At 68.9% G+C, this 22,723-nt stretch carries 22 protein-coding genes; 15 read left to right on the top strand and 7 right to left on the bottom strand.

Annotation, left to right across the window (positions count from 1 at the left end; all coding sequences use genetic code 11):
* The first annotated feature begins 3 nt into the window (after window positions 1–3).
* From ACR9FL_RS17445 to pnp, 8 genes are all read left to right on the top strand, one after another.
* The gene (locus tag ACR9FL_RS17445; protein WP_436356547.1) at window positions 4–708 is read left to right on the top strand and encodes an RNA-binding protein; all 705 of its coding nucleotides are present in this window, start codon (window positions 4–6) and stop codon (window positions 706–708) included.
* Window positions 709–787: 79 nt separating this feature from the next.
* A complete protein-coding gene (gene infB, locus ACR9FL_RS17450) occupies window positions 788–3,826 on the top strand; it encodes a translation initiation factor IF-2 (RefSeq protein WP_436356548.1) in 3,039 nt (1,012 codons plus the stop codon).
* Window positions 3,827–3,968: 142 nt separating this feature from the next.
* Window positions 3,969–4,493: a hypothetical protein gene (locus ACR9FL_RS17455; protein WP_296177962.1), complete on the top strand. Its 525-nt coding sequence runs from the start codon at window positions 3,969–3,971 to the stop codon at window positions 4,491–4,493.
* A gap of 5 nt (window positions 4,494–4,498) precedes the next feature.
* Window positions 4,499–5,212, top strand: a complete 714-nt coding sequence (locus tag ACR9FL_RS17460) for a DUF2459 domain-containing protein (RefSeq protein ID WP_436356549.1) — start codon at window positions 4,499–4,501, stop codon at window positions 5,210–5,212.
* Window positions 5,213–5,274: 62 nt separating this feature from the next.
* On the top strand, window positions 5,275–5,727 hold the full coding sequence (gene rbfA / locus ACR9FL_RS17465; protein ID WP_296177960.1) for a 30S ribosome-binding factor RbfA: 453 nt from the start codon (window positions 5,275–5,277) through the stop codon (window positions 5,725–5,727).
* Between the two features lie 3 nt (window positions 5,728–5,730).
* Window positions 5,731–6,663 carry a tRNA pseudouridine(55) synthase TruB gene (truB, locus tag ACR9FL_RS17470; RefSeq protein WP_436356550.1) on the top strand — a complete coding sequence of 311 codons (933 nt, stop codon included), beginning with the start codon at window positions 5,731–5,733 and terminating at the stop codon, window positions 6,661–6,663.
* 47 nt (window positions 6,664–6,710) lie between these two features.
* On the top strand, window positions 6,711–6,980 hold the full coding sequence (rpsO, locus tag ACR9FL_RS17475) for a 30S ribosomal protein S15 (RefSeq protein WP_296177957.1): 270 nt from the start codon (window positions 6,711–6,713) through the stop codon (window positions 6,978–6,980).
* 299 nt (window positions 6,981–7,279) lie between these two features.
* Window positions 7,280–9,514, top strand: coding sequence for a polyribonucleotide nucleotidyltransferase (pnp, locus tag ACR9FL_RS17480; protein ID WP_436356551.1), 2,235 nt, complete (start codon window positions 7,280–7,282; stop codon window positions 9,512–9,514).
* A 93-nt stretch (window positions 9,515–9,607) separates the two neighbouring features.
* On the opposite strand, the gene ACR9FL_RS17485 is transcribed toward pnp, so the two are convergent.
* Both ACR9FL_RS17485 and rph read right to left on the bottom strand, forming a co-directional pair.
* Window positions 9,608–10,060 (bottom strand): hypothetical protein, encoded by a 453-nt coding sequence (locus tag ACR9FL_RS17485; protein ID WP_436356552.1) that lies wholly within the window; start codon window positions 10,058–10,060, stop codon window positions 9,608–9,610.
* 75 nt (window positions 10,061–10,135) lie between these two features.
* Window positions 10,136–10,852: a ribonuclease PH gene (rph, locus tag ACR9FL_RS17490; RefSeq protein WP_436356553.1), complete on the bottom strand. Its 717-nt coding sequence runs from the start codon at window positions 10,850–10,852 to the stop codon at window positions 10,136–10,138.
* Window positions 10,853–10,902: 50 nt separating this feature from the next.
* Here rph and hrcA point away from each other — a divergent pair, with 50 nt between their 5' ends.
* Complete coding sequence (gene hrcA / locus ACR9FL_RS17495; RefSeq protein WP_436358179.1) at window positions 10,903–11,991, top strand: heat-inducible transcriptional repressor HrcA; 1,089 nt, start codon at window positions 10,903–10,905, stop codon at window positions 11,989–11,991.
* A 41-nt stretch (window positions 11,992–12,032) separates the two neighbouring features.
* Entirely contained in the window at window positions 12,033–12,629 is a 597-nt protein-coding gene (grpE, locus tag ACR9FL_RS17500; protein ID WP_436358180.1) for a nucleotide exchange factor GrpE, read from the top strand.
* Window positions 12,630–12,850: 221 nt separating this feature from the next.
* On the opposite strand, the gene ACR9FL_RS17505 is transcribed toward grpE, so the two are convergent.
* Both ACR9FL_RS17505 and ACR9FL_RS17510 read right to left on the bottom strand, forming a co-directional pair.
* The gene (locus ACR9FL_RS17505; RefSeq protein WP_436356554.1) at window positions 12,851–13,753 is read right to left on the bottom strand and encodes a dienelactone hydrolase family protein; all 903 of its coding nucleotides are present in this window, start codon (window positions 13,751–13,753) and stop codon (window positions 12,851–12,853) included.
* Window positions 13,754–13,848: 95 nt separating this feature from the next.
* Window positions 13,849–14,475 (bottom strand): alpha-ketoglutarate-dependent dioxygenase AlkB family protein, encoded by a 627-nt coding sequence (locus ACR9FL_RS17510; protein ID WP_436356555.1) that lies wholly within the window; start codon window positions 14,473–14,475, stop codon window positions 13,849–13,851.
* A 419-nt stretch (window positions 14,476–14,894) separates the two neighbouring features.
* Here ACR9FL_RS17510 and dnaK point away from each other — a divergent pair, with 419 nt between their 5' ends.
* From dnaK to ACR9FL_RS17530, 4 genes are all read left to right on the top strand, one after another.
* Complete coding sequence (gene dnaK, locus ACR9FL_RS17515) at window positions 14,895–16,805, top strand: molecular chaperone DnaK (protein ID WP_436356556.1); 1,911 nt, start codon at window positions 14,895–14,897, stop codon at window positions 16,803–16,805.
* Window positions 16,806–16,990: 185 nt separating this feature from the next.
* On the top strand, window positions 16,991–18,199 hold the full coding sequence (gene dnaJ / locus ACR9FL_RS17520) for a molecular chaperone DnaJ (RefSeq protein WP_296177395.1): 1,209 nt from the start codon (window positions 16,991–16,993) through the stop codon (window positions 18,197–18,199).
* Window positions 18,196–18,945 carry a 4-hydroxy-tetrahydrodipicolinate reductase gene (gene dapB, locus ACR9FL_RS17525; protein ID WP_296177393.1) on the top strand — a complete coding sequence of 250 codons (750 nt, stop codon included), beginning with the start codon at window positions 18,196–18,198 and terminating at the stop codon, window positions 18,943–18,945. The genes dnaJ and dapB overlap by 4 nt, the downstream gene beginning before the upstream one ends.
* A 5-nt stretch (window positions 18,946–18,950) precedes the next feature.
* Window positions 18,951–19,862: a DMT family transporter gene (locus tag ACR9FL_RS17530; protein ID WP_436356557.1), complete on the top strand. Its 912-nt coding sequence runs from the start codon at window positions 18,951–18,953 to the stop codon at window positions 19,860–19,862.
* Here the strand turns inward: ACR9FL_RS17530 and ACR9FL_RS17535 are convergent.
* Genes ACR9FL_RS17535 through coaBC form a run of 3 tightly spaced genes read right to left on the bottom strand, consistent with a single transcriptional unit; the run spans window position 19,793 to window position 21,971 of the window.
* Window positions 19,793–20,242 carry a BLUF domain-containing protein gene (locus ACR9FL_RS17535; protein WP_436356558.1) on the bottom strand — a complete coding sequence of 150 codons (450 nt, stop codon included), beginning with the start codon at window positions 20,240–20,242 and terminating at the stop codon, window positions 19,793–19,795. The genes ACR9FL_RS17530 and ACR9FL_RS17535 overlap by 70 nt on opposite strands.
* A 47-nt stretch (window positions 20,243–20,289) precedes the next feature.
* Window positions 20,290–20,739 carry a dUTP diphosphatase gene (gene dut, locus ACR9FL_RS17540; RefSeq protein WP_296177387.1) on the bottom strand — a complete coding sequence of 150 codons (450 nt, stop codon included), beginning with the start codon at window positions 20,737–20,739 and terminating at the stop codon, window positions 20,290–20,292.
* Window positions 20,740–20,747: 8 nt separating this feature from the next.
* The gene (gene coaBC, locus ACR9FL_RS17545) at window positions 20,748–21,971 is read right to left on the bottom strand and encodes a bifunctional phosphopantothenoylcysteine decarboxylase/phosphopantothenate--cysteine ligase CoaBC (protein WP_436356559.1); all 1,224 of its coding nucleotides are present in this window, start codon (window positions 21,969–21,971) and stop codon (window positions 20,748–20,750) included.
* A gap of 134 nt (window positions 21,972–22,105) precedes the next feature.
* Between coaBC and ACR9FL_RS17550 the strand changes: the two genes are divergently transcribed.
* Window positions 22,106–22,612 carry an S-type pyocin family protein gene (locus ACR9FL_RS17550; RefSeq protein ID WP_436356560.1) on the top strand — a complete coding sequence of 169 codons (507 nt, stop codon included), beginning with the start codon at window positions 22,106–22,108 and terminating at the stop codon, window positions 22,610–22,612.
* The last annotated feature ends 111 nt before the right edge of the window (window positions 22,613–22,723 follow it).

The raw sequence follows: 22,723 nt of genomic DNA on the forward strand, positions 1-22,723 counted from the left end.
TCCATGACCCCGAACGAGGCGCTGATCGATAGAGACCGTCAGGACCTGGTGACCCGCCAGGTTCTCGATGAATCTCGCCTGATCCGCTTCGTGCCGGCGCCGGACGGCTCGGTCGCTCCCGACCTGGCGCGCAAGCTGCCCGGCCGCGGCCTCTGGGTCGCCGCTGACCGCGCCTCGATCGAGGCGGCGGTGAAGAAGAACCTGTTCGCCCGCTCGGCCAAGGCGCCGCTGAAGCCGGCGGCGGACCTGGCCGATCTGGTCGAGAAACTGCTGGTTCGGCGCTGTCTCGACCAGCTGGGCCTTGCCCGGCGCGAAGGCGTGCTTATCTCTGGCTTCGAAAAGAGCGCCGCCGCCATTCGCGGCGGTCGTGCGGCCTGGGTCATCGAGGCGGCGGATGGGTCCGCCGACGGTCGAGGCAAGCTTCTGGCCCTGGCGAAACACCCGTCCCCGGCGCCCAAAATCTGCGGCGCCTTCACGGCGGACGATTTGAGTTTGGCCCTTGGGCTGGAAAATGCGATACACGCCGTCCTGCTGCAAGGCGGGCGAGCCGATCGTTGGACCCTTGAGGTCGAGCGACTGGCGGGATTTCGGCCTCTGCGTCCAGAGAGCTGGCGCCGGAACGGCCCCGGCGACGGCGCCGAGGACGACCGGGGCGAGACCCCGGAACGAGAGCCTGAGGCTTTTGGCGGGCGAGGACCTGTTTCCTGACCAGGGAGCGGGACCACGCCCGGCTATGGGTGTTTGACGAGACGATGGCGGAATTCTCCGCCCCGAGTAAAGCGACCGGATGAGCGACGAAAACGACAAGACCGAAGACGGTAAGACCCCTGCCAACGCGCCTTCTCAAACGGGGCCGCGCGCTCCGCTGAGCCTGAAGCCGCGCGCGGCGGGATCGGTCTCGACCGGCACCGTGAAGCAGAGCTTCAGCCATGGGCGGTCCAAGACCGTGGTCGTCGAGACGAAGCGTCGCGCCGGCGCCGTCCCCGGACATCAGCGTCCGCAGGGCTTCGACGTCTCGCGTCCGCGCGCCGATCAGGGCGGCTCCAACGCGCCGCGCAGCAATGCGCCGCGCAGCGGTCCGGCCGGCGGCGCCCTGTCGGTCGAGGAACAGGAGGCGCGTCGCCGCGCCATCGCCCTGGCCACCCAGGCTCAGGCTGAGCGCGCCCGCGCCGCCGACGCCGAGAAGGTCGCCCGCGAAGCCGCTCAGCGCGATCAGGCCGCCGCCGCCGAAAAGGCCGCCGAAGCCGCCCGCGCCGAAGCCGCCGCCGCCAAGGCCGCGGCCGACGCCGCCCGCGCCGAAGCCGCCAAGCTGACGGCCGCCGCGCCGCCGGCCGCCCCGGCCAAGCCCGCCGCACCCAAGGTTGAACTGCCCAAGGTCGAGCTGCCGAAGCCGATCGTTCCGGCGCCGACGCCCGCGCCGACCCCGGCGCCGGCCGCTCCGGCCCCGCGTCCGGCCCCGCCGGCCCGTCCCGTGGTCAACTTCGGCCAGCGCGCGCCTAAGATCCCGACCGGCCGTGCGCCGATCGAGCGTCCCGCCTTCGGCGGCCGTTCGGCCCGCGAACAGGCCATGGGCGACGGCGATCGTCCGCAGTCCGACCGCCCGCAGGGTTCGGAGCGTCCGCAAGGCGGCCGCCCCCAACAGGGTGATCGTCCGCAGGGCGCCCGTCCGGCCGCCAGCCAGACCGTCCGCTATTCGGCCCTGAACCCGAAACCGGCGCCCGGCGCCGCCCGTCCGGGCGCGGCCCGCACCGGCCCCGGCGGCCGTCCGGCCCCGAACGCCCCGCCGGCCACGCCGGACGTGGCCCGTCCCAGCCGCGCGCCCGGCGCCGGCTTCGGCCGTCCGGTCCGTCCCGAGGACGACCGCGACAAGCGCTTCTCGGACGCCGGCAAGGCGGTCAGCCGCACGCGTGGCGAACCCAAGCGCCGCGAAGGCCGCCTGACCATCCAGTCGGTCGCCGGCGACGGCGACACCGCCGAGCGCATGCGCTCGCTGGCCTCGGTCCGCCGCGCCCGCGAACGCGAGAAGGAAAAGCGCAAGGGCGGGTCCACCGACGAGCCGCGCACGGCGCGTGAAGTGGTCATCCCCGACGTCATCACCGTGCAGGAGCTGTCCAACCGGATGGCCGTTCGCGGCGTCGACATCATCAAGTTCCTGATGCGTCAGGGCATGATGATGAAGATCAACGACGTGATCGACTCCGACACCGCCGAACTGGTGGCCGAAGAGTTCGGCATGACGGTCAAGCGCGTGTCGGAATCCGACGTCGAAACCGGCTTCATCGCCGAGGCCGACGACGAGGACGCCACCACGCCGCGTCCGCCGGTCGTGGCCATCATGGGTCACGTCGACCACGGCAAGACCTCGCTGCTGGACGCCCTGCGCACCACGGATGTGGCCGCGGGCGAAGCCGGCGGCATCACCCAGCACATCGGCGCCTATCAGGTGCGTCTGGAAGACGGCCAACGCGTCACCTTCCTCGACACTCCGGGCCACGCCGCCTTCTCGGCGATGCGGGCGCGCGGCGCCACCGTCACCGACATCGTGGTCCTGGTCGTGGCCGCCGATGACGGCGTCATGCCGCAGACGATCGAGGCCATCCGTCACGCCAAGGCGGCCGACGCGCCCCTGATCGTGGCGGTCAACAAGATCGACAAGCCGGACGCCAACTCGCAGAAGATCGTCAACGAGCTGCTGCAGCACGAAGTCATCGCGGAAAGCCTGGGCGGCGACACTCAGATCATCGAGGTGTCGGCCAAGAACCGCATCAACCTCGACGGCCTGATCAACGCCATCCTGCTGCAGGCCGAGGTCATGGACCTGCGGGCCAACCCGGACCGTTCGGCCGAAGGCGTGGTCATCGAGGCCAAGCTGGACAAGGGTCGCGGCCCGGTCGCCACCGTCCTGGTCAAGCGCGGCACGCTGAAGCGCGGCGACATCGTCGTGGCCGGCTCCGCCTGGGGCAAGGCGCGCGCCCTGCTGGACGAACGCAATGCTCAGCTGACCGAAGCCGGTCCCTCCGTTCCGGTCGAGATCCTCGGCCTGTCGGAAGCGCCGTCGCCGGGCGATGTCTTCGCCGTGGTGGAGAGCGAGGCTCGCGCCCGTGAACTGACCGAGTATCGCGAGCGTGCGCGCCGCGAGAAGAATCAGGTCTCGGGCGGTTCGGTCTCGCTGGTCGACATGATGTCGAAGCTGCAGTCCAAGAAGGTCAACGAATTGCCGGTCGTCATCAAGGCGGACGTGCAGGGTTCGGCCGAAGCCATCGTCGGCTCGCTGGAGAAGATGGGCAACGACGAAGTCCGCGCCCGCACCGTCTACTCGGGCGCCGGCGGCATCACCGAGAGCGACGTCAACCTGGCCAAGTCGGCCGGGGCGCCGATCCTCGGCTTCAACGTCCGTGCCTCCAAGCAGGCGCGCGATCTGGCCGAGCGCGAAGGCGTCGAGATCCGTTACTACTCGATCATCTACGACCTGCTGGACGACATGAAGGGCGTGCTTTCGGGCATGCTGGCGCCGCTTCAGCGCGAAACCTTCCTCGGCAACGCCAAGGTGCTGCAGGTCTTCGACATCACCAAGATCGGAAAGATCGCCGGTTGCCGGGTGTCGGAAGGCGTGGTCCGCAAGGGCGCGCGCGTCCGCATCATCCGCGACGACGTGGTGGTGCTGGAACTGGGCGTGCTCAACACGCTCAAGCGTTTCAAGGACGAGGTCAACGAAGTGCCCTCGGGTCAGGAATGCGGCATGCAGTTCCAGGGCTTCCAGGACATCAAGGAAGGCGACTACATCGAGTGCTTCACCGTGGAATCGGTCAAGCGCACCCTCGACTAGGACGTCTGAGTTCGTTCAGGGCGTCAGGGCGCGGTCTCGAAAGGGACCGCGCCCTTTGTCTTTGTCCGGGCGAGGCTTCACGACGGCGGCCGGCCCGTCTAGGGTTCTCGGGTCGCCGGGGGGCGTTCATCGAGGGGCCGCCATGCGTCGCCACATCTTGCCTGTGATCCTGGTCGCCGCATCGGCCCTGGCCGGGTCCGCCGCCGCCGACACCCGCTTTCTGGCCTTTGACGCCCGTGACCGGACGACCCAGGCCCTGACGCGCGGGGTGACCCTGGAGGTCGAGCGCGGCCTGTTCGGCGCGGTGGCCGTGCGCAATCTGTTTTCCAGCACCTCGCGCGGGTCGGCCAGCTTCATGCGCGGCGGTCCCGACGCCGTGCGCCGCGCCCTGCCGGCGGGCGCCAGCCAGAGCGGCGTCTATTCCATCGTGCAGGAAGGCGACGGGCGTGGCCTGTCGCGCGCCCTGTGTCCGGGGGCGGAAGAGAGCTGGCTGGTGATCGGTCGGGTCAAGGCCGGACGCCCCATGACCATGCAGGCGGTCGGGCGCTGGAGCGACGGTCAGTATCGCCACTGTGTCGAGCTGAACTATGACTACCGCGGCGAATGGGCGACGCAGCAGGGCAATAGCCCGGCGCGAGACGCCCCTGTGGCCTACGGTCCGAACTGAGGGCCATGAGGCCGCCGGGCCGGTTCCTGCTGGCGGGTCTGATCGGCGCGGTCGCGGCCCTGTGGACCCTGACCCGGCCCGGCGACGCCGCCCTCTATCCCACCCCGTCGGATGAGGCGGGGGTGACGGTCTATCTGCTCGACAACGGCTTCCACACCGACCTGGCCGTGCCGCGCGCGGCCTTGATGGCCGGGGGCGGGCCCCTGACCGAGGCGACGGCGAGCCTGGCGCCCGGCGACTGGGTGCTGGTCGGCTGGGGCGATGCGGTCTTCTATGTCGATCAGAGCCCGATCTCGGGGCGGCTGCCCGACGGCGCGCGGGCCTTCTTCAGGCCGGGCAACGCCTCGGTCGTCATGCTGGATCCCGAAGCGGGCGACCCGGCGCGGCGCTTCCGGGCCGAGGACCGTCATGTCCTGAGGCTGTCATCCGCCGGCATGGCGGCCTTGCGGGCGCGGGTGCAGGCCTCGCTGGCGATCGATGCGGCGGGCCGCCCGGTGTTGACGGCCGCCCGACCCGGCGACGACGCGCGGTTCTTCGCCAGCCGCGAGACCTTCTGGATCGGCCACCTGTGCAATCATTGGACGGCGGACCTGCTGTCGGCGGCGGGTCTGGACGTGCGGCCCTTTCGCGCCGTGACCTCCGGCGAGGTGATGCGGACGGCGGCCCGAGCAGAGAGGCTTGCAGCGGCCAAGCTGGACTTGAAGCCCGAGCGCGACTAGACCGCGCCCTTCGCTTTTTCAGCCGGCGTCCGATCCCCGGCGAGCGACGAAGGAGGCGCGCCATGAGCCGCAAGCAACACACCCGCAACGCCACCGGTCCCCAGGGGCCGTCGCAGCGCCAACTGCGCGCCGGCGAACTGATCCGGCACGCCCTGGTCGACGTGCTGCGCGAACAGGCGATCCATGACGAGGCCCTGCTGGGCGTGTCGATCACCGTGACCGAGGTGCGGCTGTCGCCGGACCTGAAGCACGCCACCTGCTTCGTCGAGCCCCTGGGCGCCGGCGTCGAGGCGGCCGTGACGGCGGGCCACGAGAGCCAGATCATCAAGGCGCTGAACACCCACGCCAAATTCCTGCGCGGTCAGCTGGGCCGTCACATCGACATGAAGTTCACCCCGGACCTCAAGTTCCGTCACGACGAGAGCTTCGACGCGGCCAGCCACATGGATCGGCTGTTCGACGACCCGCGCGTGCGCGCCGATCTGGCGCGCCCGGACGTGCAGGACGAAGACTGACCGATGGCGCGCCGCAAGAAGGGCGAGATCGTCAACGGCTGGGTCTGCCTGGACAAGCCGTTCGAGATGGGGTCGACAGAGGCGGTGACCAAGATCCGTCGCCTGTTCGACGCCCAGAAGGCGGGTCACGCCGGCACCCTGGACCCCCTGGCCTCGGGCATTCTGCCCATCGCTCTGGGCGAGGCGACCAAGACCGTGCCCTTCATGATGGAGGCCGAGAAGGTCTATCGCTTCACCATCCACTGGGGCATTTCGACGGACAGCATCGACCGCGAGGGCGAGATCATCGGCCGCTCGGACGTTCGCCCCTCGGTCGAGGCGGTCAAGGCGGCCCTGCCCAGCTTCGTCGGCGAGATCGATCAGGTTCCGCCGCAGTTTTCGGCCATCCGCGTCAACGGCGAGCGCGCCTATGACCTGGCGCGAGACGGCGCCGAGTTCGAGCTGGAAGCCCGCAAGGTCGTGATCCATGAGGCGGCGGTGACCGACGCCCCGGACGCCGATCACGTCGAGATCACCATGAGGACGGGCAAGGGCGTCTATGTCCGCTCGCTGGCGCGGGATCTGGCGGCCATGCTGGGCGCGGAAGGGCATGTTTCGGCCCTGCGGCGCGAGCAGGTGGGGCCGTTCTCGACCGAGAACGCCGTCACTCTGGATTTTCTCGTCGATCTGGCGCATAAGGGCGCCGCCTTGGAAGGCTTGCTGCCCGTTTCGACCGCTCTGGACGACATCCCGGATCTGGCCGTCACGGAACAGGACGCCTTCTCGCTGAGGCAGGGACGGCCGATCGTTCTGCTCCCCCGTCAGGTTGAAACCTTGAAGAGCCAGCTTTCCGCCGGCTCGCGCACGGTGTCGGCCTTCGTGGGAGAGACCCTGGTCGCGCTCTGCACCATGCGGGCCGGACGGCTAGAACCCGACCGTGTTTTCAATCTCCCCTAGCGCTCGTCTTCGGGCGGCGCGACAGGGCTCCAACATGGAGACTCTCGATGTCGATTACGGCTCAACGCAAGGGCGAAGTCATCGCTGACAACGCTCGTTCGGCTGCAGACACCGGCTCGGCCGAGGTCCAGGTCGCGATCCTTTCGGAACGCATCGCCAACCTGACCGAGCACTTCAAGACCCACAAGAAAGACAATCACTCGCGTCGCGGCCTTCTGAAGATGGTCTCGCAGCGTCGTCGTCTGCTTGACCACCTGACCAAGGTCGATCGCGAGCGTTACACCGCTCTGATCACCAAGCTGGGCCTGCGTCGCTAAGGCGGCCGACCGGCAGCGGATAGATTTCTCGAGGCGCGGGCGGACACGTCCGCGCCTCGTTCCGCACCTAGAGCACTTCCCTGTGAGGCGGATTGTCGTTCGCTTCGGGAGTGTGAATACCGAGAGCTTCCTGCGCGCCGCAGGTCTTTAACGGCGCAGACGCGAGGGCCAGGACGGTCCTTGCTCCATCCGCCCGGACGCGATGGCGCGACCGGGTTTTCGGGGACCGAGGGACTGAACAGCCCGAGGCTCCACACACCCCCGCCGGGAATACGCCCGCGGGAGACGAAAGAAGAAAAATGTTCGATATCAAACGCAAGACGATCGAGTGGGCCGGCCGCCCGCTGACGCTGGAAACCGGCCGCATCGCCCGTCAGGCTGACGGCGCCGTTCTGGCGACCTACGGCGAGACCGTGGTCCTGGCCACCGTCGTCTACGGCCGCGCGCCCAAGCCGGGCCTGGACTTCTTCCCGCTGACCGTCAACTACCAGGAAAAGACCTTCGCCGCCGGCAAGATCCCGGGCGGCTACTTCAAGCGTGAAGGCCGTCCGTCGGAGAAAGAGACCCTGGTCTCGCGCCTGATCGACCGTCCGATCCGCCCCCTGTTCGTCAAGGGCTTCAAGAACGAGACCCAGGTCGTCATCACCGTGCTGCAGCACGACATGGAAAACGACCCGGACGTCCTGGGCATGGTCGCCGCCTCGGCCGCCCTGACCATCTCGGGCGTGCCCTTCATGGGCCCCATCGGCGCCGCCCGCGTCGGCCTGATCGACGGCGAGCTGGTTCTGAACCCCGCCATCGACGCTATGGCTGACTCGGCGCTGGACCTGGTCGTCGCCGGCACGCAAGACGCCCTGATGATGGTCGAATCCGAAGCCAAGGAGCTGTCGGAAGAGAAGATGCTCGAGGCCCTGATGTTCGCGCACGCGGGCATGCAGCCGGTCATCGACGCCATCATCGACCTGGCCGAGCACGCCGCCAAGGAGCCGTTCGACTTCCAGGCCGAAGACCACTCCGACGTCGTCGCCTCGATCAAGTCGCTGGTCGGTAACGACATCAAGGCCGCCTACGCCCATCCGGGCAAGTATGAGCGCCGTTCGGGCGTTGACGCGGCCAAGAAGACCGCCGCCGCCGCCCTGGTGAAGACCGACGAGAACCCCGAGGGCGTCGACAGCTCCAAGTTCTCGGCCGCCTTCAAGGAATGCGAAGCCGACGTCCTGCGTCGCGACATCATCGAGAACGCCCACCGCGTCGACGGCCGTGCCCTCGACAAGGTCCGCGCCATCGTCTCGGAAGTCGGCGTCCTGCCGCGCACCCACGGTTCGTCGCTGTTCACGCGCGGCGAAACCCAGGCCCTGGTCGTCGCCACCCTCGGCACCGGCGAGGACGAGCAGTACATCGACAGCCTGTCGGGCACGTACAAAGAGTCCTTCCTGCTGCACTACAACTTCCCCCCCTACTCGGTGGGTGAAGCCGGCCGCATGGGTTCGCCCGGCCGTCGCGAAATCGGTCACGGCAAGCTGGCCTGGCGCGCGATCCGTCCGATGCTGCCGACCAAAGAAGACTTCCCCTACACCATCCGTCTGGTCTCCGAGATCACCGAGTCCAACGGCTCGTCCTCGATGGCCACGGTCTGCGGTTCGTCGCTGGCCCTGATGGACGCCGGCGTGCCGCTGGTCCGTCCGGTCTCGGGCATCGCCATGGGTCTGATCCTGGAGCCGTCGGGCGAGTTCGCCATCCTGTCGGACATCCTGGGTGACGAAGATCACCTGGGCGACATGGACTTCAAGGTCGCCGGCACGTCGGAAGGCATCACCAGCCTTCAGATGGACATCAAGGTCGCCGGCATCACCAAGGAGATCATGGAGCAGGCCCTGACCCAGGCCTCGGCCGGTCGTCTGCACATCCTCGACGAAATGTCGAAGGCCATGGACGCCCCGCGCGCCGAACTGGGCGAGCACGCTCCCAAGATCGAAACCATCAAGATCCCGGTCGACAAGATCCGTGAAGTGATCGGTTCGGGCGGCAAGGTGATCCGCGAGATCGTCGAGAAGACGGGCGCCAAGATCGACATCGGCGATGACGGCACCATCAAGGTCGCCGCCAACGACCAGGAGAAGATCGACGCCGCCAAGGCCTGGATCCAGTCCATCGCCTCGGAACCCGAGCTGGGCATGATCTACTCCGGCAAGGTCGTGAAGGTCGTCGACTTCGGCGCCTTCGTGAACTTCTTCGGCGCCAAGGACGGCCTGGTCCACGTGTCCCAGATCGCTCTGGAACGCGTCGCCAACCCGGCCGACGTCCTGTCGGAAGGCCAGGAGGTCAAGGTCAAGTTCCTGGGCTTCGACGATCGCGGCAAGACCAAGCTGTCGATGAAGGTCGTCGATCAGGAAACCGGCGAAGACATCACCGACAAGATCAACGCCGAGCGCGCTGAACGCGGTGAAGCCCCGCTGTCGGAAGACACCGGCGGCCGTCCGAAGCGCGAAGGCGGTGATCGCGGCGGCGACCGCGGCCGTCGCCGTCGCGACTAAGCCTCACGGTTGAACGGAAGAAGGCCCCGCTGGAAACAGCGGGGCCTTTTTTCTTGGAGAGCGCAATGGGACCCTCTCCCATTGGGAGAGGGGTCAGGCCCCGCATTCCTTTGGCTTCTCCTCATCCGCCCCGTACATGGCGCAGGAGCGGTCGATCTCGCCCTGGATCATGTCGCAGGGGTTGGCGCTGTTGCAGGGCGGGCGGGTGGCGGGGCTGACGGCGATGCAGCGCTCGACCAGACGCTTGGCGCGGGCCTCGCCGATCTCGGCCAGGCAGGAGCCGGGCTCCCCGGCCGGGACGGCGACAGGCGTGACGACGGGGGCCTCGGGTTCGGGCGCGACGGCTTCAGGCTCGGTCTTCGGCTTGGGCGGCGCGACCGGGGCGGGGGGCGGCGCGTCCTTGATCGGCACGGCGTCGATCGGTTCCTGCGACAGCCGGGTGTCCACGCCCGCGGGCTGCGGCGGTTCGGCGGGCGCGGGTTGGCCGCAGCCGGTCAGCAGGGCGGCCGTCAGGGCCAGAAGAGAGGCGGCGAGGGCGGGGCGCATGAGGCAGTCTCCGTTCGCAGGAGACGCCAGCATGCCTTGATCGGCCCTCGCGGCCTAGTCTTCGATAGAGGCGGCCTACTTGGCCAGGGCGGCGCGCTGCAGGGCGAACAGTTCGCCGCAGCCGATCCCGGCCAGTTCGAACAGGCGGTCGAACTCGGGGCGGCTGAAGCCGCGCTTCTCGCCCGTGGCCTGGATCTCGACGATGCCGCCGGCGCCGGTCAGGACGAAGTTGCTGTCGGCCTCGGCGGTGGAGTCTTCTTCGTAGTCGAGGTCCAGAACCGGCAGGTCGTTGAAGATGCCGCACGAAACAGCCGCCACTTGGTCGATGATGGGATTGGTCTTCAGCACGCCTTCCTCGGTCAGGTAGTTGAAGGCCGAGGCCATGGCCACCCAGGCGCCGGTGATCGAGGCGGTGCGGGTGCCGCCGTCGGCCTGGATGACGTCGCAGTCGATCAGGACCTGACGCTCGCCCAGGGCTTTCAGGTCGACCACGGCGCGCAAGGAGCGGCCGATCAGGCGCTGGATTTCCTGGGTGCGGCCCGACTGCTTGCCGGCGGAGGCTTCGCGACGGCCGCGGGTGTGGGTGGCGCGGGGCAGCATGCCGTATTCGGCGGTGACCCAGCCCTGGCCGGTGTTGCGCATCCAGCCCGGCACCTTTTCCTCGACCGAGGCGGTGACCAGGACCTTGGTGTGACCGAAGGTGACCAGGCACGAGCCCTCGGCGTAGCGGTTGACGCCGGTCTCCAGCGTGACGGCGCGGAGTTGTTCGGGGGTGCGTTCAGACGGGCGCATGGGATTTCCTTGGAACCTGAGTGGGGCGTGCTTATCCTGAAAGCGTGAGCCTGTATGCCCCCCATCCGTCGCCGTTCGGAAGCGCCCCCGCTGGCCTGGGGACGCTGGACGCGCGCGCGCGCGACATCTTCCGCCGCATCGTCGAGACCTATCTGGAGACTGGCGAGCCGGTCGGGTCGCGCACTATCTCGCGCGGCGGGCTGGCCCTGTCGCCGGCCTCGATCCGCAACACCATGCATGACCTGACGCTGGCGGGCCTGCTGGCCTCGCCGCATGCCTCGGCGGGCCGGGTGCCGACCCATGCGGGCCTGCGGCTGTTCGTCGACGGCCTCTTGGAAGTCGGGGACATCGGTCAGGACGAGCGGCGCGAGATCGACGCCCGTCTGGCGGGCAAGGGCCGAAACTTCGAAGAGGCGCTGGACGCCGCCAGCAATCTTCTGTCCGGCCTGGCCGGCGGGGCGGGCATCGTCGCTAGCCCGGTGCGGGACGCGGGGGTCAAGCACGTCGAGTTCGTGGCCTTGGGTCATGATCAGGCCCTGGCGGTCTTGGTCGGGGACGACGGCACGGTCGAGAACCGCCTCATGCCCCTGTCGGCGGGGGTGACGCCCTCGACCCTGAGCGAGGCCTCCAACTTCCTCAACGCCCGGCTGAAAGGCCGGCCCCTGGCCGAGGCGCGCACCGAGATGAGCGCCGAACTGGACGCCGCCCGGCGCGAACTGGACGCCGCCGCCGCCCGTCTGGTCGAGGACGGTCTGGCCGCCTGGTCCGGCGGGGGCGAGCGCGACCGGGCCCTGATCGTGCGGGGGCGGGCCAACCTGCTGCAGGACGCCCAGGCCGTCGAGGATCTGGAGCGGGTCCGCGTCCTGTTCGACGATCTGGAGCAGAAGGAACAGCTGATCGGCCTGCTCGACGGCGTCGGGGCGGCCCAGGGCGTGCGCATCTTCATCGGCGCGGAAACGCGACTGTTTTCGCTTTCGGGTTCCGCCGTGATCGCGGCGCCCTATATGACGGGTCGGCAGCGGATGCTGGGCGCCATCGGCGTCATCGGCCCCGCAAGACTGAACTATGCCCGTGTCATCCCGTTGGTGGACTATACCGCTCGGGTGCTGGGCCGGATTCTGGACGGACAAGAGACGTGAACGACATCAACGACGAAACGCGCGACCAACTCGAGCAGGACATGGGAGAGGCCGCCATCGACGCCGCACAGGAAGCCGCCGAAGACGGCGACATGGCCGTGGTCGACGCCCTGATCGCCGAGCGCGACCAGTGGAAGGACCGCGCCCTGCGCGCCGTGGCCGACGCCGAGAACATCAAGCGCCGCGCCGAGACCCAGGCCAACGACGCCCGCGCCTACGCCATCCAGCGCTTCGCCAAGGACCTGCTGAGCGTGGCTGACACCCTGGAGCGCGGTCTTTTGTCGGCGCCCAAGGTGCTGGAAACGGCCGAGGCCGACAGCGCCGCCGCCGCCATGGTCACCGGCCTGGAGCTGACGCAGAAGTCCCTGTTGTCGGCCTTTGAATCCAACGGTCTGACCCGCGTCGCGCCCCAGCCGGGCGAGGCCTTCGATCCCCACCTGCATCAGGCCGTGATGGAGCAGCCCTCGGACAGCGTGCCGGGCGGCACGGTGATCCAGACCCTGCAACCGGGCTACGCCCTGTTCGGCCGCACCGTCCGCGCCGCCATGGTGGCGGTGGCCGCCAAGGGGTCGGGTCCGACCGGCGGCGGCTATGCCGAAGCCAATACGACCGGCGGGAATTTCGACGCCAAGGCGTGAGCCTCGGCTGATTGAGAACTGGAAAGGCCCGGGGCAGACGCTCCGGGCCTTTTTGTTGAGCCGAGCCCTCCCCCTCGAGGGGGGAGGGCTGGGTGGGGGTGAGGGCAGGCCGTTTCCGGTGAAGCCTCGGGGGACGCAGTCCGCGCCTCGTGCGCGCTTTCCTTCATGCCCAGCGGCTCCACCCCCATCCCCGACCCTTCCCCCCTCGAGGGGGAAGGGAGCTATTTCAGCTTCTGCTCGAAAAACGCCAGCAGCCGTCGCCACCCGTCCTTCGCATCCGCCTCGCGGTAGCTGGCGCGATAGTCGGCGTGGAAGCCGTGCGGGGCGTCGGGATAGACCACGATCTCGCTGCCGGTCTTTCCAGCGGCGGCCAGGGCCGCGCGCATGACCTCGACGCTGGCGACCGGAATGCCGCCGTCCTGTCCGCCGTAGAGGCCCAGCACCGGGGCCTTCAACTCACCCGCCAGATCGACCGGCCAGGGGCGGCCCGCCGTCGCCTGGGCCTCGGTGGCGTTGGCGGCGGGGGCCAGGCGGCCGTACCAGGCCACGCCGGCGTCCAGGGCAGGGAAACGGGCGCAGGCCTGCCACACCACCTTGCCGCCCCAGCAGAAGCCGGTGATGCCGACCTTGTCCGACCGGGCCCAGGATTGCAGGCCGATCCATTCCAGGGTCGCGCCGACGTCGCCCATGACCTGCTCGTATCCGGCGGCGGCGACGATGGTCATGATGGCTTGCATGTCGCTGAGCGGGGCGGGGTCGGCCTGGCGCACGAAGAAGGCCGGGGCGACGGCGGCGTAGCCGGCCTTGGCCAGGCGGCGGCAGATGTCGCGAACGTATTCGTGCACGCCGAAGATCTCGGACACGACGATGACGGCAGGGAAGGGACCGTCGCCCTCGGGCCGGGCCAGATAAGCGGGCAGTTCGAAACCGTCCGGCGCGGGATAGGAGACGGTGTGGGCGATCAGGCCGGCGCTGTCAGTGGTCACGGGGCTGGCCGACTGGCTGAGGGCTGCGGGGGCGTAGGCGGCGAACATCAGGCCGCCCGCCGTGGCCAGGCCCAGGCTGCGGCGGCTGGGGGCGATCTGGTCGGGGCTCAGGCCTTCGGGCCGGGTGATCAGGGTCATCGCGGGTCTCCGGTGCGGCTTCAGGTGCGGCTTCAGGTGCGGGACTGTGACCCGGCTTTGACGCCGCCGTCGAGTCCCGATCAGAGCGCCCCCGCTCAGCGCGCTCGTCGCAGGGTCAGATTGATCCGCCCGCCGCCGGGGACCAGTTGCGATGACCCGGCCAGCAGCCGATCGATTCCGTGCCGCGCCAGCCGAGCCGGACCGGTCAGGGCGCAGACGTCGCCCGAGGCCAGCTTCAAGCTCTGGGTCCGACCGCCCTCGGCCGGACCGATGCGGAACATTGCGGTATCGCCCAGGGACACCGACAGGACCGGGGCGGTCAGGTCGGCCTCGTCCCGATCCTGATGCAGGCCCATCTTCGCCTCGCCGCGATAGAGGTTGACCAGGCAGGCGTCGGGCGGGGCGGGCCAGCCGGTCAGGGCGTCCCATAGGTCCAGCAGGGCCTGCGGCATGGCCGGCCAGGCTTGGCCAGTGACCGGATGGGTCGGCTGATAGCGATAGCCGGCGCGGTCCGAGACCCAGGCCAGGGGCCCCATCCCCGTCATCTCCACCGAAAAGGGCCGGCCGCCGGGCGTCACGGGGCGATAGAAGGGGGCCTCGTCCGCCGCCGCCCACACCTGATCCAGCAGGGCCTTCTGCGCGGCTGCGTCCAGCGCGCCGGGCCACAGGCGAAAGCCGGGCAGGCCGGTCGGGGTTTCGCGGGGCGAGGACATGCTCATCATGTAAGACCCTTCTCCCGATGGGAGAAGGCGGCCCGAAGGGCCGGATGAGGGTCGCCGGCGTCCCTCGGCGTCAGCCGCCACAAGAACCGTCGCCACGGCTTTCGCCGACTGGGGCCGTCGCCCCTCATCCTCCCGCCGCCAGCGGCGGGCCCCTCCCTCTCCCATCGGGAGAGGGTTCATGGCGGGAAACGCCACCGAATCCGCCCCGAACCGCACGAAACCCTTGCAGCCCCTGCGGTCTTTCCCATATCCGGGCCAGTCTGGAAGAAACCCCGAAGTTCCTGGGGCTTTCGACCGCAACCATTCAACCCGCCCGACCGGACGACCGGAACGGCTTTCAGCCCAACTGGGGGCGGTCACGCGCGGCGCTTTTCGAAGGCCGCCGCATCGCCCGCCGCAAGGAGTGAAAAGACAAGCTCATGGCCAAGATTATCGGCATCGACCTCGGCACGACCAACTCGTGCGTCGCCGTCATGGACGGCAAGAACCCCAAGGTCATCGAGAACGCCGAAGGCAACCGCACGACCCCGTCGGTCGTGGCGATCCAGGACAGCGGCGAAGTGCTCGTCGGCCAGCCTGCGCGTCGCCAGGCGGTCACCAACCCGACCAACACCTTCTTCGCCATCAAGCGCCTGATCGGCCGCAACTTCGATGACCCGGTGGTGGCCAAGGACAAGGGCATGGTGCCCTATGAGATCGTCAAGGGCCCGAACGGCGACGCCTGGGTGCGCGCCCACGGCAAGGACTATTCGCCCCAGCAGGTCTCGGCCTTCACCCTCGGCAAGATGAAGGAGGCCGCTGAGGCCTACCTCGGCGAGACCGTGACCCAGGCCGTGATCACCGTTCCGGCCTACTTCAACGACGCCCAGCGTCAGGCCACCAAGGACGCCGGCAAGATCGCCGGCCTGGAAGTCCTGCGCATCATCAACGAGCCGACCGCGGCCGCCCTGGCCTACGGCCTGGAGAAGAACGAAGGTCAGAAGATCGCCGTCTATGACCTGGGCGGCGGCACCTTCGACGTCTCGATCCTGGAGATCGGCGACGGCGTCTTTGAGGTGAAGTCGACCAACGGCGACACCTTCCTGGGCGGCGAGGACTTCGACCTGCGTCTGGTCGACTACCTGGCCGACGAGTTCAAGAAGGAGCAGGGCGTCGATCTGCGGACCGACAAGCTGGCCCTGCAGCGCCTGAAGGAAGAGGCCGAGAAGGCCAAGAAGGAGCTGTCCTCGACGACCCAGTACGAGGTCAACCTGCCCTTCATCACCATGAACGCCTCGGGCCCGCTGCACCTGAACATCAAGCTGTCGCGCGCCAAGCTGGAAGCCCTGGTCGAAGACCTGATCACCCGCACCATCGAGCCCTGCAAGAAGGCCCTGGCCGACGCCGGTCTGAAGGCGGCGGACATCGACGAAGTCGTCCTGGTCGGCGGCATGACCCGCATGCCCGCCGTGCAGGAAGCCGTGAAGAAGTTCTTCGGCAAGGAGCCGCACAAGGGCGTGAACCCTGACGAGGTCGTGGCCCTGGGCGCCGCCGTTCAGGCCGGCGTTCTGCAAGGCGACGTCAAGGACGTTCTGCTGCTGGACGTGACCCCGTTGACCCTGGGCATCGAGACCCTGGGCGGCGTCTTCACCCCGCTGATCGAGCGCAACACCACCATCCCGACCAAGAAGGCCCAGGTCTTCTCGACCGCCGACGACAACCAGTCGGCCGTGACGATCCGCGTCTTCCAGGGCGAACGCCCCATGGCCGCCGACAACAAGGTCCTGGGTCAGTTCGACCTGATGGGCATTCCCCCGGCGCCTCGCGGCATGCCGCAGATCGAGGTCGCCTTCGACATCGACGCCAACGGCATCGTTCACGTCACCGCCAAGGACAAGGCGACCAACAAGGAGCAGTCGATCCGCATCCAGGCCAACGGCGGCCTGTCGGACGCGGACATCGACAAGATGGTCAAGGAAGCCGAAGCCAACGCCGCCGCCGACAAGGTCCGCAAGGAACTGGTCGAGGCCGTCAACGGCGCCGACAGCCTGGTCCACTCGACCGAGAAGGCCCTGTCGGAACACGGCGACAAGATCGACGACGCGACCAAGGCGACCATCCAGTCGGCCCTGGACGACCTGAAAGCGGCCAAGGAAGGTTCGGACCCGGAAGTCATCCGCGAGAAGACCAACACCCTGGCCCAGGCCTCGATGAAGCTGGGCGAGGCCATGTACGCCGCCCAGCAGGGCGCCGGTGAAGACGGCGCCTCGGCTGAAGCCCCCGCCGACGACGGCGTGGTCGACGCCGAGTTCGAGGAAGTCTCGGACGAAGACGACAAGAAGAACGCGTAACGAAACGCGACTGAAGACGACCGGCCCCGCTTGCCAGACGGCAGGCGGGGCCGTTTCATAAAACTTGCATCATTCGACCGGGCGCCCATGTCAGCAGGCATGGTCATTTGGTCATCCGCGACCGCACGATCCGAGGCTCAACACGGACGGCGGAGGCGGCGGGAAAGTAAGAGGACGAACGCCTGATGGCGCAGCGTGACTATTACGAGATTCTGGGGGTCGAGCGGACCATCGACGCGCCGGGCCTGAAGTCGGCCTATCGCAAGCTGGCCATGATTCACCACCCGGACCGCAACGGCGGCTCCGAAGAATCCCTCGCCCAGTTCAAGGAGATCTCCGAGGCCTATACGGTCCTGTCGGACGATCAGAAGCGCGCGGCCTATGACCGGTTCGGTCATGCGGGCGTGAACGGCGGCGCCGGCGGCGGCGACCCGTTCGGACGCGGCGGCGGTCAGGGTTTCCACGACATCAACGACATCTTCTCCCAGGTCTTCGGCGACGCCTTTGGCGACGCCTTCGGCGGCCGGGGCGGCGGGCGCCAGCAGCAGGCGGGGCCGCGTCGCGGCTCGGACCTGCGCTACGACCTCGAGATCACCCTGGAGCAGGCCTACAAGGGCGCTGAGGTCGAGATCGCGGTTCCGACCACCATGACCTGCGAGGTCTGCGACGGATCGGGCGCCAAGGCCGGGACCAAGCCAAGCATCTGCTCCACCTGCGGCGGCGCCGGACGCGTGCGCCAGGCCAACGGCTTCTTCCAGGTCGAGCGCACCTGCCCCCGCTGCGGCGGTTCGGGTGAGATGATCTCGGACCCCTGCGGCGCCTGTCACGGCCACGGTCAGGTCCGCAAGAACCGTCAGCTCAGCCTCAAGATCCCCGCCGGCGTCGACGACGGCTCGCGCATCCGCCTGTCGGGCGAGGGCGAGGCGGGTCAGCGCGGCGGCCCGCGCGGCGACCTCTATGTCTTCCTGTCGGTGCACGACCACGAACTGTTCGAGCGCGACAACCTGGATCTGCTGGTCACGGTGCCGGTGCCTATGACGGTGGCGGCGCTGGGCGGCGTGGTCGACGCCCCCTGCCTGGTGTCCGAGGCCTGCGACGGCAAGTGCAAGGCCACGGTCGAGGTGCCGGCCGGCGCCCAGACCGGCAAGACCGTCCGCATCAAGGGCAAGGGCATGCCCCACCTGAACGGCCGCCAGCGCGGCGACCTGGTGGTGGAGCTCTTCGTCGAGACCCCGACCGACCTGACCCCGCGCCAGAAAGAACTGATGCAGGAGCTTGCGGCCTCGTTCGGAGAGAGCCAGAATCCGCGCAACTCCAGTTTCGCCGGCAAGGCCAAGCGGTTCTGGGCCGATATTCTGGGCGGCGACGCCGACACTCCGAAAGAGACTGCGTGAGCGACATCTTCCACGCCGGCATCTCCGGCGCCCGGGGCCGCATGGGCCGCGCCGTTTCGCAAGTCCTGGACGCCCGCGAGGATGTGGTGGTCGCCACCCGCTTTGATCGCGGCGAGACGCCTGATCTGAACCTGTGCGACGTCGTCATCGACTTCTCGACGCCCGAGGCCTCGGTCGAGCTGGCCAAGGCCTGCGCCGCGCGCGGCGGTCCGGCCCTGGTCATCGGCTCCACCGGTCTGTCGCCGGAACAGGACGCCGAGATCGAGGCGGCCGCGGAAAAGATCGCCATCGTCCGCAGCGGCAACTTCTCGCTGGGCCTCAACATCCTGATCGGCCTGGTCGAACACGCCGCCCAGCGTCTGGACGGCCGCGACTGGGACATCGAGGTGCTGGAGACCCATCACCGGCGCAAGGTGGACGCCCCCTCGGGCACCGCCCTGATGCTGGGCGAGGCCGCCGCCAACGGCCGGGGCCGCGATCTGGAAGACCTCAAGACCGCCCCCTATGACGGCATCACCGGCCCGCGCGAGCCGGGCAAGATCGGCTTCGCCTCCCTGCGTGCCGGCGGCGTCATCGGCGAACATACTGTGCTGTTCGGTTCGGATGACGAGCTGCTGACCCTGTCGCATTCGGCCATCGACCGCTCCTTGTTCGCCAAGGGCGCCGTGGCCGCCGCCGCCTGGGTGCGCAATCGCCGCCCCGGCCTCTATGACATGCAGGACGTGCTCGGCTTCCGTCAGGCCTGAGGCGGATGATCCGACACGGCGCCAGCTACGGCATGACCCTGCGGGTCGCGTCGGCCTTCAGCTTCTCCCTGATGTACGCCCTGATGAAGTGGGCGGCGACGCTGGAGCCGGTCTCGGCCGGCGAGATGGTCTTCTATCGCTCGATCTTCGGTCTGCCGGTGGTCCTGTTCTGGGTGCTGAACCTCAAGGGCGGACTGGCCTTGATCTCGACCCGGCGACCCCTGGTCCATCTCTGGCGTTGCGGCCTGGGGGTGTCGGGCATCCTGCTCATCTTCCAGGGGCTGCGGCTGCTGCCGCTGGCCGACGCCACCACCATCGGCTTCACCGCCCCCATCTTCGCCACCCTGCTGTCCATCCTCTTCCTGAAGGAAAAGGTCGGGCGCCATCGCTGGACGGCGGTGGCCCTGGGCTTCCTCGGGGTTCTGGTCATGGTGCGCCCCGGCGCCGAGGGCGCGCCGCCGTTGAGCGGGCTGATGTTCGCCCTGGGCGGGGCCTTCGTGGCCGCCTCGGTCACCGTCACCCTGCGCCAGCTGGGCAAGACGGAATCCGCCACCGCCATTGTCTTCTGGTTCTTCATCGCCTGCGCCTGCGTGGGCGGCGGCCTGGCCTTGATCGACGGCCACAGCCACAGCTGGCGAGTGCTGGCCATCCTGGCGGCGGGCGGTCTGGCGGGCGGCTTGGCCCAACTGCTGATGACTACCTCATTGCAGCACGCCCCGGTCTCCGCCCTGGCGCCGCTGGATTATCTGCAGATGGTCGGGGCGGTGGTGCTGGGCTGGCTGCTGCTGCGCGACACGCCGACGGCGGCGACCCTGACGGGGGCCGCCCTGATTGTGGGCAGCGGCCTCTACACCGCCTGGCGCGAGCACGTGCTGAAGCGCGAGATCACCCCGCCGTCGCCGAGCTCCTCGGTCTGAAGCGCCTGCCGCCATAGGTCCAGACGGGACGAGCGCTCGACGATCAGCCGATCCAGGGCGCTGGAGAGCGCAGGGCCTCTTTGCGGCGCAATCATGCCCCAGATGGGGAAGGCGCGACGCGTGATCCGCTCGCGCGCCAGAACGACGATATCGTCATGCCGCGCATCGAAATGCAGATGAAGCATCAGGATGTCGAGGGCAGTGGGGCTGCCTTCCAGAATCTGGACGAAGACGTCGCCACTGAGGGCCAGGGCGCCGGTGACGCCGACCTGGGCGTTGCGAAAGGCCGAGACGTGAACAATGTCGGCGATCTGTTCGGCGGCCTGCTCGTGGGGCAGCCTGGCGCGGCTGCAGTAAACGAGCTGGTCCAGGGTGTTCATGCCGCCATGCTAGGGTGAACTTGGCCGACCCGTAAAGCGCCGCTTGCTTAGCGGCCCGTCGAGCCGAAGCCGCCGGCGCCGCGCGCGGTCTCGTCCAGGGCCTCGACCTCGGCCATGACGGCCTGGGCGTAGGGGGCAATGACCATCTGGGCGATGCGTTCGCCGCGGTTGATCTCGAAGGCGATCTGGCCGTGGTTGATCAGGATGACCCCGACCTCGCCGCGATAGTCGCTGTCGATGGTGCCGGGCGAATTCAGGCAGGTGACGCCGTGCTTCAGGGCCAGACCCGAGCGGGGGCGCACCTGGGCCTCATAGCCAGGCTCCAGCGCAATCTTCAGACCGGTCGGGATCAGCCTGCGCTCGCCCGGCGCCAGGATGACCGGCTCGAATTCCGCCACGGCGGCGCGCAGGTCCATGCCGGCCGATCCCGTCGTCTCATAGGCGGGCAGGGCCAGGCCCTCGGCGTGGGGCAGGCGTTCGACGCGGACAGTGGTCATGGAATCTCTCAGGCCTTGAAGTGATCGGCGATGCGGGCGGCGAGCTTCCTCGCCACCTCGGTCTTGGACTGACGCGGCCAGGGCTCGGCGCCGTCCCGGGTGAACAGGGTCACGGCGTTGCCGTCCGAGCCGAAGACCTCGCCCGAGACGTCGTTGCCGACGATCCAGTCGCAGCCCTTCCTCGACAGCTTGGCGCGGGCGTTGCCCTCCAGGTCGCTGGTCTCGGCGGCGAAGCCGACCACTAGTTTCGGACGCTTCGGACCGGGCGCCGAGACGCCGGCCAGGATGTCAGGGTTCTCGATCAGGGCCAGGGAGGGCGGGCCGCCCGGCTTCTTCTTGATCTTGCCCGAGGCCACGCCGTCCACGCGCCAGTCGGCGACGGCGGCGCTCATCACGGCGATGTCTGCGGGCAGGTGGGCCTCGACGGCGGTCTTCATCTCGACGGCGGCCTCGACCCAGAGGCGGGTGACGCCGACGGGGGCGTCCAGGGCCACGGGGCCGGAGATCAGGGTCACATTCGCCCCCAGTTCGGCCAGGGCGGCGGCGACCGCATAGCCCTGCTTGCCGCTGGAGCGGTTGGTCAGGCCGCGCACCGGGTCGATGGGTTCAAAGGTCGGTCCGGCGGTGACCACGGCGGTCTTGCCGGTCAGGGGGCGGCCGTCCGGCCCGGCCAGCAGGCGGGCGATCTCGTTGAAGATGACGGCGGGTTCGGCCATGCGGCCGGGGCCGAACTCGCCGCAGGCCATGATCCCGTCGTCGGGGCCGACCACGGCGACGCCGTGAAAGCCGTCAAAGCCCTTCAGCCGCTCGACATTGGCCTGAACCGCCGGGTGCAGCCACATGCGCACGTTCATCGCCGGGGCCAGCAGCACCTTCTTGTCGGTGGCCAGAAGCGTGGTCGAGGCCAGGTCGTCGGCAAGGCCATTGGCGGCCTTGGCGATCAGCCCCGCCGTGGCCGGCGCCACCACCACCAGATCGGCCCAGCGCGACAGCTCGATATGGCCCATGGCCGTCTCGTCCTCGGGCATGAACAGGGCCTGGCGCACGGGATGGCCGGTGAGGGCCGCCAGGGACATGGGGGTGACGAACTCGGCCCCGGCGGGGGTCAGCAGGCTCATCACCTCGGCCCCGGCCTTCTTCAGCAGGCGCGTCAGCTCCAGCGCCTTGTAGGCGGCGATGCCGCCGCCGACGATCAGCAGGACCTTGCGGCCCGAAAGCGAGGATGCGGTCATGGGGAATCTCTAGCGGGACCGCATGACGCCGTCGAGACAGGGCGCTTTTCAAACAGAAATGTCAGTAGGAACATTGCGCGAACGCGCGCTCTGTGCATACCTGTGTTCGGCGGGTTCTTCAGGGAGGGTGACCCATGCGGATTCAGATGGCGGCGGCGGCTTTTTCGGCGCTGGTCCTGGCGGCCTGCGACAGCGGCGGCTCGGCGGTTGAAACGCGCGACCGGGCGGCGGCCGAACCCGTCGCCCTGATTTCGGCGGCGGCGTCCGAAAGCGAAGCCGTCGAGGCGGCGCCCGAGGCCAAGCCCCCGGTCACGGCCAATCGGCGCGAAACCGCCGACGCCAAGGTGCAGCGCCTCTATGAGCGCAACGGCGCGGCCTTTGGGGCCAGGTCGGCGGATGAGTATCTGAGCAAGGTGCGGGCCTTCACCGAGGCGACGCCCAAGGGGACCGAGACGGTCAAGCGGCCGAACGGCGACACCCTCTATTATCAGGCCGCGACCAACACCTTCGCCGTGGTGGACCGCAACGGCGTGCCGCGCACCATGTTCAAGCCCGACGACGGCCCGGCCTATTGGGCCCAGCAGAAGGAACGGGCGCCGACCTTCGGCCAGCGCCGCTCGAGCGGCGGCGCGTCGGAATAGGACGAGCCCGCCCCACTCGCCGTCATCCTCGGGCTTGACCCGAGGATCGGGCGTTCAGCGCGCTCGACGGTGAAAGCCTGGGCGCCGGCCGCAGATCATCCTGACTCGGGT

Source organism: Brevundimonas sp. CEF1 (genome assembly GCF_051353055.1).
GTDB lineage: Bacteria > Pseudomonadota > Alphaproteobacteria > Caulobacterales > Caulobacteraceae > Brevundimonas.